This is a genomic window from Streptomyces humidus (assembly GCF_014649655.1).
GTDB lineage: Bacteria > Actinomycetota > Actinomycetes > Streptomycetales > Streptomycetaceae > Streptomyces > Streptomyces humidus.
In genome coordinates, this window is sequence record NZ_BMTL01000008.1 from 16,293 (window position 1) to 31,350 (window position 15,058).

A 15,058-nucleotide genomic window follows, 5' to 3' on the forward strand; every position below is an offset into this window, starting at 1 on the left:
AGGGCCGCTTCGGCCGGCCCGAACCCGCGTCATTCCTGCGTGGCGATTCCGGGACACCTGTATCCACGACCGGGGCGGAGAGCTCCGTCACGGTCGTACAGCCGGTCCGCGCCGCGCCTTGGCCCATCAGCTGAAAGACGTGCGACGCAGCAGCGGTCCTGCTGCGCTCCTGCGCGGAATTCGGACGACGTTCTGGAAAGGAACCCATGACCGAGGACATGACCGCCACCGGGAAGGTCGAGACCCTGACGCTCGGCCCCGGCTGTTTCTGGTCCTTCGACGCGGTGGCGCGCCGGACCCCCGGGGTCGCCTCCAGCGTGGCGGGGGTCGCCGGGGACGCCGGCCCGCCGCCGGACTACGAGGCCTACCAGCGCTACGGCCTCAACCCGCAGAAGTTCGTCGAGGCGGTGCAGCTGACGTTCCGGCCGGACGAGATCGCCTTCGAGGACGTCCTGGCCCTGTTCTTCCAGAGCCACGACCCGACGACGCCGAACCAGAGCGGCGCGGACCGCGGCTCCATCTACCACTCGACGATCTTCTACGCCGACGACGACCAGCGGGTGCGTTCCGAGAAGGTCATGGACCTCGTCCGGCAGCGCCTCGGCCGGGACATCGTGACCGACCTCCGCCCGTTCGGCCAGTTCGTCGAGGCCGATCCGGACCAGCAGGACTTCTACAACAACAACCGTTCGGAGCCGTACTGCCGGGCGGTGATCGAGCCGAAGCTCCGCAATCTGGGGCTGGACGTGGACTGAGCGGCCCAGGGGTCCGGTTCGGGCGGCGTTGTCAGTGGCGCGTCCTAGGGTGGGCCGTGCGAGAGCGCGCGCCCGCCGGGGCGCGCCGTGCGCCCGCCGAACAGGAGGCCATCATGACCACGCTGCCCGACCGGCCCCGCACCGCCCTGCTCGTCGTCGACGTCCAGAACGGCGTGGTGGCGGGCGCGCCCCGCCGGGACGAAGTGATCGCCAACATCCGCGCCCTGGTCGACGCGGCCCGCGCGCAGGACGTGCCGGTGGTCTGGGTGCAGCACTCGGACGCCGGGCTGGTGTCCGGGAGCGAGGAGTGGCGCTATGTCGACGATCTGGTCCGCCTGGAGTCCGAAACGCTGGTCCACAAGACCTACTCGGACTCCTTCGAGGACACGGAACTGGAGTCGGAGCTCGCGCGGCGCGGGGTGGGCCGGCTCGTCGTCGCGGGGGCGCAGACGGACGCGTGCATCCGCTCGACCCTGCACGGCGCCTTCGTACGGGGCTACGACGTGACGCTGGTCGGCGACGCGCACACCACGGAGGACCTCACCGCGTACGGCGCTCCGGCCCCGGAGCAGGTGGTGGCCCACACCAACCTGTACTGGTCGTGGCAGAGCGCGCCCGGGCGCTGCGCGGGCACCGTCGACACGGCGAAGGTGACGTTCGGGCCGGCCGGGAAGGCCCGGGCGGACCGAGCCGCCCGGGACGCGGACGCCGACCGGCGTGTACCGCAGGATCCGGCGGCGACGTAGCTGCGCCGTCGAGGGCGTGAGAACGTCGCCGAGCGCCGGGGAGCCCCGTGGACGCCGGTCCCGGCAGATCGTCCGGTTTCCGCTCTTGACCCGGCGGGGATCCTGCTCTCCGGCCGGGGCGAGGGGGTTCCCGTTCACGCCTGAGCGGAACACACTAGGCTGGAACGGAAGTGACGTGCCCGTTCACTGTGAGTGTCCGCGATGGAGTGCCGAGATGAGCCCGGAGTATCCGTTCGACGAGGCTGCCACGGCCCGGGCTGTCGTCGACGACGCCGGAACGCTCGTCGGGTGGAACGAGGGGGCCCGCACCCTGCTGGGCTGGCAGACGGCAGAGGTCGTGGGCCGGCCCGCGGTGGAACTGCTGGCGCAGAATGCCCCCGTGCCCACCGGCTCACGCTGGGACGGAACGGTCACTTTGCGCCACCGTGACGGTCGGCCGGTGCCGGTGTGGCTGCTCGCCCATCGATCAGCGCCCCGCAACGGCGGCGGCCCCGGCCGGTGGCTCGTCGTCACCCCGCTGGCCGGGACCGACAGCGTCGCCCTCCCGGACGAACCTCTCGCCTCCGCGGCCCTCGTCCAGTCCCCCTGCGCCATCGCCGTCTACGACGAGCACCTGCGGCTGCGGCGCATCAACGAGGCGATGCGCGAGGTGATCGGACTGCCCGAGGGGCGCATTCGCGGACTGCGGCTGTCCGAGATCGGCGGCCGCCCGCAGAGCACGGAGCTGGAGCAGCACATGCTGCGGGTGCTCACCAGCGGCCGGGCGGCGGACGTGCAGATCTACACGCGCACCGGCGGCGAGAAGCGGGCGCACGCCTGGCTGGCCAGGATGTCACCGGTCACCGACGCGACGGGCCGGGTGCGGGGCGTGTGTCTGGCCGCCCACGACTTCACCGACAACTACCTCGCCCGCGAGCGGCTCCAGCTGGTCAACGAGGCGAGCGTGCGCATCGGCACCACCCTCGACGTCACCCGGACGGCGCAGGAGCTGGCCGAGGTGTGCGTGCCCGCGCTCGCCGACTTCGTCAGCGTCGACCTGCTCGACCCGCAGGACGGCGGGGAGCCCCCGGCCCGCTTCACGCCGCCTCTGAGCCTGCGCCGCATCGCCCACCACTCCGTCAGCCCCGGCGCCCCGGAGGCCGTGGCCAAGCCCGGGGAGGCGCAGGGCTACCCGGCGGGGTCGCCGCAGGCCGACTCACTGGTCGCGGGGCACACCGTCGTCCGGACCGTGCCCAGCGGCGAGCTGGACGCGTGGCTGGCCTGGGACCCGGTCCGCGGAGCGCGGGCAGGGGAGCTGGGCGTCCATTCGACGATGTCCGTGCCGGTCCGCGCGCGGGGCGTGACGCTCGGCGTCGCCGTGCTGACCCGGTTCCACAGGCCCGACCCGTTCACCCCGGACGACGTGCTGCTCGCCGAGGAGGTCACGGCACGGGCCGCCGTCTGCATCGACAACGCCCGTCGCTTCTCGCGCGAGCGGGAGACCGCTCTCGCCCTGCAGCGCAGCCTGCTCCCGCGCAGCCTGCCCAGGACCGCCGCCGTCGACGCCGCCTCCCGCTATCTGCCGGCCGCCCGCGCCGGGGTCGGCGGGGACTGGTTCGACGTGATCCCGCTGTCGGGGCTGCGCGTGGCCATGGTCGTGGGCGACGTCGTCGGGCACGGCATCCAGGCCTCGGCCACCATGGGCCGGCTGCGCACCGCCGTCCGCACCCTCGCCGACATCGACCTGGCCCCCGACGAGCTGCTGACCCACCTCGACGATCTGGTCGTCCGCCTGTCCGAGGAGGCCGGGCACGAGGGCGGCCCCGGCGAGGTCGGCGCGACCTGTCTGTACGCGGTGTACGACCCCGTGTCGCGGCGCTGCACGCTCGCGCGGGCCGGACATCCGGCGCCCGTGGTCCTCCGGCCGGACGGCGTGTCCCGTCCGGTCGAGCTGCCCGCCGGTCCCCCGCTGGGCGTGGGCGGCCTGCCGTTCGAGTCAGCCGTCCTGGAGGTCGCCGAGGGCAGCGTGCTCGCCTTCTTCACCGACGGTCTGACCGCGTCCCGCGAGCGGGATTCGCAGGCAGGTCACCGGCTGCTGAGCAAGGCGCTCGCGGCGCACGCGGACTCCCTGGACGAGACCTGTGACCGGATCCTGCACGCCCTGCTCCCGTCCGGCGGCGCCGCCGACGACGTGGCCCTGCTGCTCGCGCGCACCCGCGGGCTGCCCGCCGCCCAGGTCGCGACCTGGGACATCCCGGCCGATCCCGCGCTGGTCGCGCCGATCCGCCGACAGGTCGTGGGGCAGTTGTCGCGCTGGGAGCTGAGCGAGGCGTCGTTCACGACGGAGCTGGTGGTGAGCGAGCTGGTCACCAACGCCATCCGGTACGGCTCCCGCCCGATCCGTCTGCGGCTGATCCACGACAGGACGACACTCATCTGCGAGGTGTCCGACAACAGTCACACCGCCCCGCACCTGCGCCGGGCGAGGACCTTCGACGAGGGGGGCCGGGGGCTGCTCCTGGTCGCCCAGCTCACCCAGCGCTGGGGCAGCCGGCACACCCCCGAAGGCAAGACGATCTGGGCGGAGCTGAGCCTGCTCGAGGAGGACTGAGCCCGGCATCCCGCTCGCCGCCCCTGCGACGTGGCGGACGCGACGACTTGGCGGACGTTTTACCCGCGCGTGTTTTCATGGACGGGCACCCGGACCAGTTCGATGGGCGGGCCCGACCACGTTCCCGCCTCCGGAGTACTGCCCTGAACACCCCGCTCGCCGAATCCCTGTCCGTCTGTCTGCTCGCCGCCTCCCTCGCCTGGGCCGTGCTGCGCCCCGCCGGGCGGTCGGAGGCGTTGATCGCCGTCCCCGCCGCCGCCCTGGCGATCGCGCTCGGCGCGGTCTCGCCGCAGCACGCGCTGGCCGAGGCCGAACGGCTCGGGCCGGTCGTCGGCTTCCTCGCGGCGGTGCTGGTGCTGGCGCACCTGTGCGACGTGGAGGGCCTGTTCACCGCGTGCGGGGCGTGGATGGCCCGCCGCGCCGCCGGCCGCCCGCGGCGGCTGCTGGCCGCGGTGTTCGTCCTGGCCTCGGCGGTGACGGCCGTGCTGAGTCTGGACGCGACCGTGGTGCTGCTCACGCCCGTGGTGTTCGCCACCGCCGCCCGGATGGGCGTGCGTTCCCGGCCGCACGTCTACGCGTGCGCCCATCTGTCGAACACGGCCTCGCTGCTCCTTCCGGTCTCCAACCTCACCAACCTGCTGGCGTTCGAGGCGAGCGGGCTGAGCTTCACCCGGTTCGCCGCGCTGATGGCGCTGCCCTGGGTCGTCGCGATCGGCGCCGAGTACCTGGTCTTCCGGCGGTTCTTCGCCGACGACCTGCCCGCCGTCGAGGGCGGCGCCGACGACGGCCCCGCTCCCGAGCTGCCCCTGTTCGCGCTGGTCACCGTCGGCTGCACGCTCGCCGGGTTCGTGGTGGCCTCGGCGGTCGGGATCGAGCCGGCGTGGGCGGCGTTCGCGGGCGCCGTGGTGATGGCCGGACGGGCGCTGGCGCGGCGGCGGGTGACGCCGGTCGCCGTGGTGCGGGCCGCGGCGCCGGGGTTCCTGGCGTTCGTGCTGGCGCTCGGGATCGTCGTGCGCGCGGTGGTCGACAACGGGCTCGCCGACGCGCTGCGGCACGTCCTGCCCGGCGGCTCCGGTCTGCTCGCGCTGCTGGGCGTGGCCGCGCTGGCGGCCGCCCTGGCGAACCTGATCAACAACCTGCCCGCGGTACTGGTGCTCGTGCCGCTCGCCGCCCCGGCGGGTACCGGGGCGGTGCTCGCGGTGCTGCTCGGGGTCAACATCGGCCCCAACCTGACCTACGCGGGGTCCCTCGCGACGCTGCTGTGGCGGCGCGTGGTGCAGGAACGCGAGAAGCAGGTCGGCGTCGGGGAGTTCACCCGCCTCGGACTGCTCACGGTGCCCGCCGCGCTGATCCCGGCGGTCGCTGCGCTGTGGGCCTCGCTCCAGGTCATCGGCGTCTGACCGAGGTCCGGCTCCGGCGGAGGGCCGGCAGGCCGCGGTGGGCGGCCGACCGGCCGACCGGCCGCCTGCCGCGGCGGCGGATGTCAGTTCTGCCGGCCGTCGGAGCCGTATCCCCCGTATCCGTAACCGCCGTATCCGTAGCCTCCGTCGTATCCGTAACCGCCGTATCCGTAGCCTCCGTCGTATCCGTAACCGGAGCCGTCGTGGTCGCCGGCCGGCCGGCCGCCCCACTGGCAGGAGTACGGGCGGGAGCGCGAGCAGGACGAGTCGTCCGAGCCCGACGTCCAGCCGGGTTTCGGCGTGGGCGCCGGGTCGGCGGACGGGCCGGACGGCTTCGGGGCGGGTGCGGGTGACTTCGCGGCCTTGGGCGTGGGGTTCTTCTTCGCCGGGGCCTCGGAGGCGGTGCTGTCGGCGCCCCAGTTGACGAACTGCATCTGCGGGTCGGGCTTCGAGGTGTCGATCACCCAGCGCTGCGCGGCGTTGTCCACCCGGTTCTTCAGCACGAGCGCGCCCGATCCGTCGGTGGCGGCCGGCGCCAGCGCGAGGTTCTGGCCAGAGCGCGGGACGAGCGTGCCCTGCAGCGTGAAGTCGTACCGGACGTTCTCGGGATCCGGCTGGCCGGCGCCCGCGCACGGGCCCAGCCGGACCGAGTAACCGAGCCGCGAGTCCAGGCACAGCCCGGCGTCGGCGGCGCTGCGCAGCAGCCCGTCCGGTTCGTACGACCACTGCTGGCCGGGCGCCGAGGAACAGGCGGCCAGTGCCGCCTCGGAGCCGTCGGCGGGCTTGCCCCCGACGATCCCGATGCACAGTCCGGAGGCGGCGTTGTGCAGCCGGCCGCGCATGGCGCCCTGGGCGTCGTCGCCCGCGCCGGCCCACGAGGAGCCGCCGGCGGCCTTGTCCGTCCCGGTGGCCGGCGCCTTCACCGCCTCGCTGTCCGCGAGGGAGGCGGTGTCGTCCCCGGAGCCGAGGACGGCCCACACCACGAGCGGCAGGACGACGATCCCGCTCACCGTCAGCACGGCGGCGGCCAGGTTGCGGCGGCGGGCACGGCGGGCCGCCTTCTGGGCCGAACGGCTCGTCCCCGGGCCGGAACCGGCGCCGTCCGGGACGCCGGGCCGGACGGCGAGAGCGACGCCCCGCGCCCCGATACGGGCCAGCGCACCCGCCCGCGATCCGGCGCGGCGGCTCGCCGACACGGCCACCGCTGCGCCGTCGGCCGCGGATGCGGAAGCAGGAACGGGAGCGGACACCGCAACCGTGGGGCTCCCGTCCGTGAAGGCCTCCCCCGCGTACGCCCGCGGCGGCTCGGCGGCCGTGTCGGCGAGCCGGCCGTCGCCGGCCATCCTGACCTCGACGTAGGCCGCGGCCGCCCAGCCCAGAATTCCCTCGGCCAGGGCGGCGCCGAGCAGTCCCTCGAACTGTCGGAGCTGGTCGGCGGTGTGGGTGCAGTGGCGGCACCGTTCGAGGTGGGCGCGCAGGTCGGGGTCGAGGTCGGAGCCGCCTCGGCGGCAGGTGACGTCCAGCAGCCGGTGGTAGCGGTGGCACTCGTCCTCGGTGGCGAGTTCGCGATGCACCTGGAGGCACTCCTCGCGCAGCCGCTCCCGGGCCCGGCGCAGTTCGACGCGGGCGCCGTCCTCCTCCAGACCCAGCAGCCCGCCCGGCACCGCCAGGGGTTCGGCCTCGACCTCGACGTGCCAGAGCAGGCAGCGGGCCGACTCGGGCAGGCGCTGGAACGCCCGGGACAGCATGCGCCGGTGCACGGGCGGCAGCATGACGGCGGCCGCACGGCCGCCGACCAGGCCGTCGGCTTCGGCCTCGGCCTCGGAGCGCAGCGCGGGGTGCAGCAGATCGCGGCGTCCGTCGGCGTCCCACTCCGCCGCGACGCGGCGCACGGTGACCAGCAGATGCGGTCGCCACGCGGCAGTCGGCCCGTTCTGCCGCAGGGTCTCGCCGAACAGCCGGGTGAAGGCGGCCGTGGTGAGCATGCCGGCCGCGCGTTCGCCGTCGGTGCACAACCGGGCGTACGCGAAGGCCGCCTCCCAGTGCCGGTCCAGCAGCTCGCCGACGGGATGCAGCGCGGGTGACGCCCCCGTCCACTTCTTCAGCTCCGCGCTCAGTTGTTCGTCCGTCGCGTCGAAGCGGCGCGCCGAAGGGGAATTCGACAGGCCTGCGTCATTCACGGTCTGCATTCCTTCCGGGGGTATGCGGCATAAAGTCCATACCATCGGGTATGCGACCCCGCCGGGGGAGCGGGATCGGCTCGCACAGGGTTCGACGCCTCGGAACATCCATGGGGGGACGGCTCTTTTGGAGCGTGGGGGGTCTGGCGGGAGGCGTCTCGCGCGCACGTTGCGGAAAACGTTGTCCGTGCGCCGACAAGGCACACCTTCGCACAGCCGCACCTGGGGGAACAAGGGATCACGCGGATTCCCGCATTCCGCACCGGATCAAAATTGTTGACGAACCGTCAGTCAGCGATCGGGCCGGGTCCGGGTCCCTGCACCGTCGCCCCTTTTGCCCCCTCCTGGAGGGCGGACCGGAGGGCCGAGGCCATGGACGGCGTGGGCACCGGCGCGGGGGCTCACGTCCTGGGCGAGGCGAGGGGGCGCGGCGGTGGCGGAGGGCGGCTTCACCGTCGTCCGGGAACGGTTCGGCTACGACGAAGTCGACGCGCCACGCGCGGAGTTCGAGGCGCCGCAGGAGGAGCACGGGTGCTGCCGGACGCCGTCCATGAGCGGGCGCGGGCGGCCTGCCGGAGAGCGGGGGGGGGCGGAGGGCGGGGCCCTGTGGCACGAAGTCCGGGTCGCGGTCCTCACCGGAACCCGGTCGGGGAGTCTCCCGGTGAGCCCGGCCCCGCCCGCAACCGGCCCGGTCGGCCGGGCAGGTCCGGCGCGCCCGCTCCCACCCGAACTCCCCTCCCGCGGCACGGTCATGGGCGGTCCCGAAGCACACGCCCGTCGACGGGCGTCAGTCCGGCGGACCGGACAGCTTGATCGCGCCGACCGGGCAGGCCCGCGCCGCCTCCCGGATCAAGGGGTCTCCCCCGCCGTCCTCGCGGCCCGGCAGCAGGGAGCTGAAGCCGTCGTCGTCCTGGGTGAAGACGCCCGGAGCGGCCAGGGCGCACTGGCCGGCTCCGATGCAGACGTCCGTGTCGATGTGGATGTCCATGGGGCGGCCCCTCACCAGGTCACGGGGAGTTCCAGCATCCCCTGGATGGTGTCGCCGGGCTTGAAGCGAGCCTCCTCGGCCGGGACGGCCAGGCGCAGACCGGGAAGCCGCGCGAGCAGCGTGCCCAGGGCGATCTCCAGTTCGGCGCGGGCCAGATTCTGGCCCAGGCACTGGTGGATGCCGAAGCCGAAGGCCACGTGGTGACGGGCGGAGCGGCTCCAGTCGAGGGTGTCCGCCCCGGGGAAGGCGCTCTCATCGCGGTTGATGACGGAGGTCGCGAAGACCACGCCCTCCCCCGCCCGGATCGTCGTCCCGGCCACCTCGATGTCCTCCGTGGCCTGCCGCAGCAGCCCGTCCGCGATGGACAGCATCCGCATCAGCTCCTCGACGGCCGCCGGCAGCAGGGACGGGTCGGCTCGCAGCTCGGCCAGCCGCTCGGGGTGCTGGAGCAGGGTGTAGACGCCGAGAGAGATCATGTTGGCGGTGGTCTCGTGCCCGGCGACCAGGAGGATCGTGGCCAGCGAGACAGCCTCCTCGCGGTCCATCGTTCCCTCGCGCACCTGCTTGTCGACCAGGGCGTCGAGGACGCCGTCGCCCGACGGTGTCTGCAGCTTGCGGTCGATCAGCGTGCCGAGGTAGTCGTCGAGCCGGTCGCGCGCCTCACGCACCTCCTGCTGCACCCGGCTCCGCAGCAGACGCCGCGACTGCTCCTCGAAGAACTCGTGGTCGGCGTACGGAACGCCGAGCAGCTCGCAGATCACGGTGGACGGCACGGGCAGCGCGAAGGCGCTCACCAGTTCCGCGGGCGGTCCCTGGGCCAGCATCGCGTCGATCCTCTCGTCGACGACGCGCTGGATGGCCGGGCGCATGGCAGTGGCCCGCTTGAGGGTGAAGTTCGCCAGCACCAGCCGGCGCTGGGCGTGGTGTTCGGGGTCGTCGACGTTGAGCAGGGCGGCCCGGCGGCCCGGCAGGGCCCGCAGCCGGGGCGAGGTCGCCGGGTAGCCGGGCCGGGTGCGGTCGGTCGACAGCCTGGGGTCGGAGAGCAGGGCGCGAGCCGCCTCGTGACCGGTGACCAGCCAGGCGGTGCTGCCGTCGTAGAGGGCTACCCGGGCGAGCGGGCGGGAGGCGCGCAGCGGGTCGTAGGCGGCCGGCGGCCGGTAGGGGCAGGTGCGGTCCTGGGGGAAGGCGACGGGAGCCGGCTCCCGGGCCGCTCCCTCCGCCGCGCACGGCGCGCCTTCGCCGGGCATGGCGACCGGGGTGGCCTGGGCGGCCGTGGCGGCCCGGGGTTCCGTCGTGACCGGGGTTTCTGTCGTGACCGGGGTTTCTGTCGCGAACCGGGTGGCTGTCGTGCCCTGGGCGGCTGTCGTGCCCTGGGGGTCCGTGGCGATCTCGGCGTCCGCCGTGACCTGGGTGTCCGTCATGGTGACCTCGCAGACGAGGGGTGCGTCCTGCCGATCTTCATTAGATGCCCAGGGCACCTATAAGGCGACACGGAGTTCGGCCAGATCGACGAATGGGGCGATACGGCCGGAATCGTTCGCTCCGGAGTGCTGCCCCGGTGGCGGATCAGGCAGCCTCGGCGGCGACCTGGGCGGCGGTCCGGGGAAAAACAGTTGCCGTGCGACGGTCGCCGCCCGCACGATCCGGCCATGTGCACTCACGAAGCCCTGCCGCTGCCGACGTCCGCCGCCGCGTCCCCGGCCCCGGTCCAGCAGCAGCCCGGCGCCCCCCGGAGGCCCGACGCCGCAGCGTCGTGACGGCCGCGCTCGTCGCGGGCCTGGTCGCGGGATACGGCATCGCCGTACCCGTCGGCGCGGTCGCGGCCTACCTCGTCTCCCTCACCGCACGCACTTCGCTGCGCACCGGCGTCTGCGCCGCTCTGGGCGTCGCCACCGCCGACGGGCTGTACGCCCTGATCGCCACGGTCGGGGGCGCCGCCGTCGCCGGTGTGCTGCGGCCGGTGCTGACACCCCTGCGCTGGGCCTCGGCCCTGGTACTGCTCGTCCTGGCGGCCCGGGGCACGGCGGCGGCGCTGCGCCGGTACCGCGCCCATCGGCTCAGCACACGGTCCGTCCCGCCTCCGCCGAGCCCGGCACGGGCCTACCTCGGCCTCCTCGGCATCACCCTCCTCAACCCGACGACCGTGATCTACTTCGCCGCGCTGGTCCTGGGCAACGGCGCCGACGGCGCCGTACGCGCCGTGGACCGGGGCGTGTTCGTGCTGGCGGCCTTCGCCGCGTCGGCGAGCTGGCAGGTGCTGCTCGCCGGGGGCGGCGCGCTGCTGGGCCGGTCCCTGACCGGTCGCCGCGGCCGACTGGCGACGGCGCTCGTGTCGAGCGCGGTGATGACGGCGCTGGCCATTCGGATGGTGACGTAGGCCGGCCGTCGTACGGATGAAACAGACGGGTACCGGTGTTGGAGCACGACGCGAGACGGACGTGTGTGAGACCGGCGTGCGGAACGCGGACAGCGCGACGACGGCACGACGGACCGCATGACGACACGACGACTTGACGACGGATGACGACGAAAGGGACGGATGCCATGCCTCTCGAAGGCGAGTACGAGCCCAGCCCGCAGCAGTGGGTGCGTGACCAGGTGGAGCAGTACGAACGCTCCGGCGGCAAGGAGGGGACGACGCTGCGGGACACGGGGTTGCCCGTCATCCTGCTGACGACCCGGGGCGCGAAGAGCGGGAAGCTGCGCAAGACCCCGCTGATGCGAGTCGAACACGAGGGACGGTACGCCCTGGTCGCCTCCCAGGGCGGCGCGCCGAAGCACCCGGTCTGGTATCACAACGTCAAGGCCGAACCTCACGTCGAGCTCCAGGACGGGCCGCGGAAGCAGGACATGAAGGCCCGCGAGGTCACCGGCGCGGAGAAGGCCGAGTGGTGGGAGCGCGCCGTCGCCGCCTATCCCCCGTACGCGGACTATCAGAAGAAGACGGACCGGGAGATCCCGGTGTTCGTCGTGGAGGCAGACGGCGGCAGCTGACCGCGGAGCACACCCCGCCCGCGGCCCCGCGGCACGGAAAGGCCCTCCCACGACGCGGAGGACCCCTCTGTGAGACCTGAAGGCCGGCAGATCCGGCGGACCCCTTGAATCCCGGGATCCCGTGGACCCCGTGGATCCCGTACGAGAAGAGTCCGCCGGTGCCGGCATGAAGGTGTTCGCGCCGGGCAACCGACTGTCAGACCCCGCCGCGCTCCCCCGTCGCGGCGGGGCTTTCCGCCGCCTCGCGCGCGCGGCGGTCGGTCACGTCGAGGAAGATCTGGTCGGCCTCGGGGACGACGCCGGCGATCGAGCGCTTGATGCGGACGGCGACGTCCTCGACGCGCTCGCTGTCCATGCCCGGAACGAGGTCGATGCGGGCCGCCACCAGAGCCGACTCCAGGCCCATCTTCATCGTGAACAGCGCCTCCACGCTGTCGATCTCGGGCTGCGCGTCGAGCAGTGCGCGGATGCGGGAGCCGGTCTCGGGATCGGCGGCCTCGCCGATCAGCTGGTCGCGCGCCTCACGCCCGAGCCGGTAGGCGACGAAGACGAGCAGCGCGCCGATCGCCAGCGAGGCGGACGCCTCCCACACGACCTGCCCGGTGACCATGTGCAGGGCCATCCCGACCGCGGCCAGGGTGACGCCGAGCACCGCCGTGCCGTCCTCGGCGACGACCGTGCGCAGGGCCGGGTCGCGCAGTCCCGCGGCGGCGCCGCCCTGCCCGCGGACCTGATGCAGCGCCCGCAGCAGCGAGGCGCCCTCGGCGAGGAAGGAGACGCCGAGCACGATGAGACCGGCCACATAGCCGCTCATCTTCTCGTCGGCTCCCGACCGCAGGGCCTCGACGCCCTGGAAGACGGAGAAGCAGCCGCCCATGACGAAGATCCCGACGGCGGCGAGCAGCGACCAGAAGAAGCGTTCCTTGCCGTATCCGAAGGGATGCCGTCGGTCGGCGGGGCGGCGGCTGCGGCGGAGCGCGGCGAGGAGGAAGACCTCGTTCAGGCTGTCGGCCACGGAGTGCGCGGCCTCCGACAGCAGGGCGGGCGAGCCCGCGAGCAGGCCGCCCACCGCCTTCGCCGCCGCGATGATCAGGTTGGCGGCCAGCGCCACCAGGACCGTGACACGTGTCTTCCGGTCGGCTTTCCCTTCGGCACCGCGCTCGCCTTTCTCCTGGGTCGTCTCTTCGCCTGTGCGTTCGGCGTTCCGTGTTGAAGGTGTCCCGCTCACGTTCGCCGACTGCCCCGGCGGGTTCGGCTCACACCGTGCCGTCGGCGGAAATCGGGGAACGCGTTGAGCAGGAACGCATCACACGGGGAACGCATCACACGGGGAACGCATGACGCGGCAGGCACACCACCACCGGGAGGAAGCATGGGCGACGGGGGCGACGGCAACGCCGCGTACGGACACAAGCGGTTCGAACGGTCCGCGAGCCGGTTCACGGACCGGATCACGGCGGACGGCCGCGACGGCTGGCCCGTCGAGGCGGGACGGTACCGGCTGGTCGTCAGCCGGGCCTGCCCGTGGGCGAGCCGGGCGGTGATCTCGCGGCGGCTCCTCGGCCTGGAGGACGCGCTGTCGATGGCGATCGCCGACCCGGTCCAGGACGACCGCAGCTGGCGCTTCACCCTCGACCCGGGGGGCCGTGACCCGGTGCTCGGCATCCGGTACCTCAGCGAGGCCTACGAACGACGGGAGAGCGATCCGCCGGGCGGGGTCAGCGTGCCCGCCGTGGTGGACGTGCCCAGCGGCAAGCTGGTCACCAACGACTACCGGCAGCTCACCCTGGACCTCGCCACCGAGTGGTCGGCCCTGCACCGCCCGGGCGCCCCCGACCTGTACCCCGAACGGCTGCGCGACCAGATCGACACGGTGATGGCCGAGGTCTACGAGGACGTCAACAACGGGGTGTACCGGGCGGGCTTCGCGAGTGAGCAGAAGGAGTACGAGCAGGCGTGCGCGGACGTCTTCCGCCGCCTCGAACTGCTGGCCTCCCGGCTGGCCGGGCAGCGGTACCTGGTCGGAGACACGATCACCGAGGCGGACATCCGGCTGTTCACCACACTGGTGCGTTTCGACGCCGTCTATCACGGTCACTTCAAGTGCAACCGCTGGAAGTTGACCGAGAACCCCGTGCTGTGGGCGTACGCCCGCGATCTGTTCCAGACGCCGGGCTTCGGCGACACCGTCGACTTCGACCACATCAAGCGGCACTACTACCAGGTGCACACCGGTATCAACCCGACCCGCATCGTCCCCCTCGGCCCGGACCTGGCCGGCTGGCGCTCACCGCACCGCAGGGAGGATCTCGGCGGCCGCCCGTTCGGCGACGGGACCCCTCCCGGGCCGGTGCGCGCCCAGGAGCAGGTCCCGGCGCGGGGACGCCCCTGAGACCCCGTATCCCTCACACAAGGAGAGACCGACGTGTCCAAGAAGAGGAAACTGCCCCTCGTCTACCAGCCCGTGGGCTTCGCGCTGGGCTGGGCGAGCGGCGCCCTGGCGGGCCTCGCGTTCCGCAAGGCCTGGAAGGCGATCCGTCACGAGGACGACGCCCCTGACGCTCTGGACCGGGACCGCGGGTGGGGCGAGATCCTGCTGGCGGCGGCGGTTCAGGGCGCGATCTTCGCGGCCGCACGCAGCGCCGCGGACCGGACCGGCGCCAAGGCGATCGAACGGTCCACGGGAGTCTGGCCCGCCAAGGAGAAGAGCGGCCGGGACTGAGCCCGGACGGCGCCCGTCCCGCCCCGGCGGTCGGTCAGGTGCCGACCGCCGCGCGGCGGTCGGCACCTGACCGACCGCCGGGGGACGCCCGGACCCGGCGTCGGTCCTGTGCGCGGGCCCTGCCGCGGCCCGCTTCCGTGCCGTCGCCACCCCTCGTCGGCGGCGCTTCAGGAGCGCTTCGGCCACGCTTCGGCCCGCCCGGGCCCGACTCGGCTCGCTTCAGCCCTGCTTCGGCGCGGTGGAGGGTTCGAGACGCAGGGTGAAGGAGTGGCCGGCCGGGTCGGCATAGCCTCGTTCCTCGTGCGGGCCGGGGGCGCCCTTGGTCTCCAGCGGACGCCCGCCCAGGCTCACGACCCTGCGCTCCACCTCGTCGAGGTCGTCGACGAGGAAGTCCAGATGGGCCTGGAGGGAGTTCTCGGGGCGGGGCCAGCTCGGCGGGGTGGCGTTCACGTCCCGCCGGAAGGCCAGCCGGATGCCGTCCGCGCCCCTGATCTCCACACGGTTGGCGCTCAAGTCGGTCTCCTCGCCGTCGAGCAGCCCCTTGTAGAACTCGGCGAGCTTCTCGGGCTCGGCACAGTCGAGCACCACGACGCCCGCTTTCACCACTGCCATGTCGTCGTCTCCTCCGCGAGGTCCGGTCCGGGGCGGGCGAGTCCCGCCCCGGACCTTGCGGATACCCCCGT

13 protein-coding genes are annotated in these 15,058 nt (G+C 73.5%); 8 read left to right on the top strand and 5 right to left on the bottom strand.

Annotated elements, in window-relative coordinates; all coding sequences use genetic code 11:
• The first annotated feature begins 206 nt into the window (after window positions 1-206).
• The 4 genes from IE239_RS11075 (at window position 207) to IE239_RS11090 (ending at window position 5,491) form a co-directional block, all read left to right on the top strand.
• On the top strand, window positions 207-755 hold the full coding sequence (locus tag IE239_RS11075) for a peptide-methionine (S)-S-oxide reductase (protein ID WP_190149073.1): 549 nt from the start codon (window positions 207-209) through the stop codon (window positions 753-755).
• A 113-nt stretch (window positions 756-868) separates the two neighbouring features.
• Window positions 869-1,501, top strand: coding sequence for a cysteine hydrolase family protein (locus IE239_RS11080; protein ID WP_190149074.1), 633 nt, complete (start codon window positions 869-871; stop codon window positions 1,499-1,501).
• A 214-nt stretch (window positions 1,502-1,715) separates the two neighbouring features.
• Window positions 1,716-4,091 (top strand): SpoIIE family protein phosphatase, encoded by a 2,376-nt coding sequence (locus IE239_RS11085; RefSeq protein ID WP_190149075.1) that lies wholly within the window; start codon window positions 1,716-1,718, stop codon window positions 4,089-4,091.
• Between the two features lie 77 nt (window positions 4,092-4,168).
• Window positions 4,169-5,491 carry an SLC13 family permease gene (locus tag IE239_RS11090; protein WP_373308079.1) on the top strand — a complete coding sequence of 441 codons (1,323 nt, stop codon included), beginning with the start codon at window positions 4,169-4,171 and terminating at the stop codon, window positions 5,489-5,491.
• A gap of 83 nt (window positions 5,492-5,574) precedes the next feature.
• Here IE239_RS11090 and IE239_RS11095 read toward each other — a convergent pair whose 3' ends face one another.
• The 3 genes from IE239_RS11095 to IE239_RS11105 form a co-directional block, all read right to left on the bottom strand.
• Window positions 5,575-7,680: an RICIN domain-containing protein gene (locus tag IE239_RS11095; protein ID WP_190149076.1), complete on the bottom strand. Its 2,106-nt coding sequence runs from the start codon at window positions 7,678-7,680 to the stop codon at window positions 5,575-5,577.
• Between the two features lie 778 nt (window positions 7,681-8,458).
• The gene (locus IE239_RS11100) at window positions 8,459-8,659 is read right to left on the bottom strand and encodes a ferredoxin (protein ID WP_190149077.1); all 201 of its coding nucleotides are present in this window, start codon (window positions 8,657-8,659) and stop codon (window positions 8,459-8,461) included.
• A gap of 11 nt (window positions 8,660-8,670) precedes the next feature.
• Window positions 8,671-9,906, bottom strand: coding sequence for a cytochrome P450 (locus IE239_RS11105; RefSeq protein WP_190149300.1), 1,236 nt, complete (start codon window positions 9,904-9,906; stop codon window positions 8,671-8,673).
• A gap of 506 nt (window positions 9,907-10,412) precedes the next feature.
• Here IE239_RS11105 and IE239_RS11110 point away from each other — a divergent pair.
• Together IE239_RS11110 and IE239_RS11115 are read left to right on the top strand one after the other, a co-directional pair.
• Entirely contained in the window at window positions 10,413-11,036 is a 624-nt protein-coding gene (locus IE239_RS11110) for a LysE/ArgO family amino acid transporter (protein WP_190149078.1), read from the top strand.
• 167 nt (window positions 11,037-11,203) lie between these two features.
• Window positions 11,204-11,653 (top strand): nitroreductase family deazaflavin-dependent oxidoreductase, encoded by a 450-nt coding sequence (locus IE239_RS11115; protein ID WP_190149079.1) that lies wholly within the window; start codon window positions 11,204-11,206, stop codon window positions 11,651-11,653.
• 196 nt (window positions 11,654-11,849) lie between these two features.
• On the opposite strand, the gene IE239_RS11120 is transcribed toward IE239_RS11115, so the two are convergent.
• Window positions 11,850-12,767, bottom strand: coding sequence for a cation diffusion facilitator family transporter (locus IE239_RS11120; protein WP_229878050.1), 918 nt, complete (start codon window positions 12,765-12,767; stop codon window positions 11,850-11,852).
• 258 nt (window positions 12,768-13,025) lie between these two features.
• Between IE239_RS11120 and IE239_RS11125 the strand changes: the two genes are divergently transcribed.
• Together IE239_RS11125 and IE239_RS11130 are read left to right on the top strand one after the other, a co-directional pair.
• Window positions 13,026-14,045, top strand: coding sequence for a glutathione S-transferase family protein (locus tag IE239_RS11125; protein ID WP_190149081.1), 1,020 nt, complete (start codon window positions 13,026-13,028; stop codon window positions 14,043-14,045).
• A 33-nt stretch (window positions 14,046-14,078) separates the two neighbouring features.
• Complete coding sequence (locus IE239_RS11130) at window positions 14,079-14,375, top strand: DUF4235 domain-containing protein (protein WP_069768744.1); 297 nt, start codon at window positions 14,079-14,081, stop codon at window positions 14,373-14,375.
• Between the two features lie 219 nt (window positions 14,376-14,594).
• Here IE239_RS11130 and IE239_RS11135 read toward each other — a convergent pair whose 3' ends face one another.
• The gene (locus IE239_RS11135) at window positions 14,595-14,987 is read right to left on the bottom strand and encodes a VOC family protein (RefSeq protein ID WP_190149082.1); all 393 of its coding nucleotides are present in this window, start codon (window positions 14,985-14,987) and stop codon (window positions 14,595-14,597) included.
• Window positions 14,988-15,058: the final 71 nt, after the last annotated feature.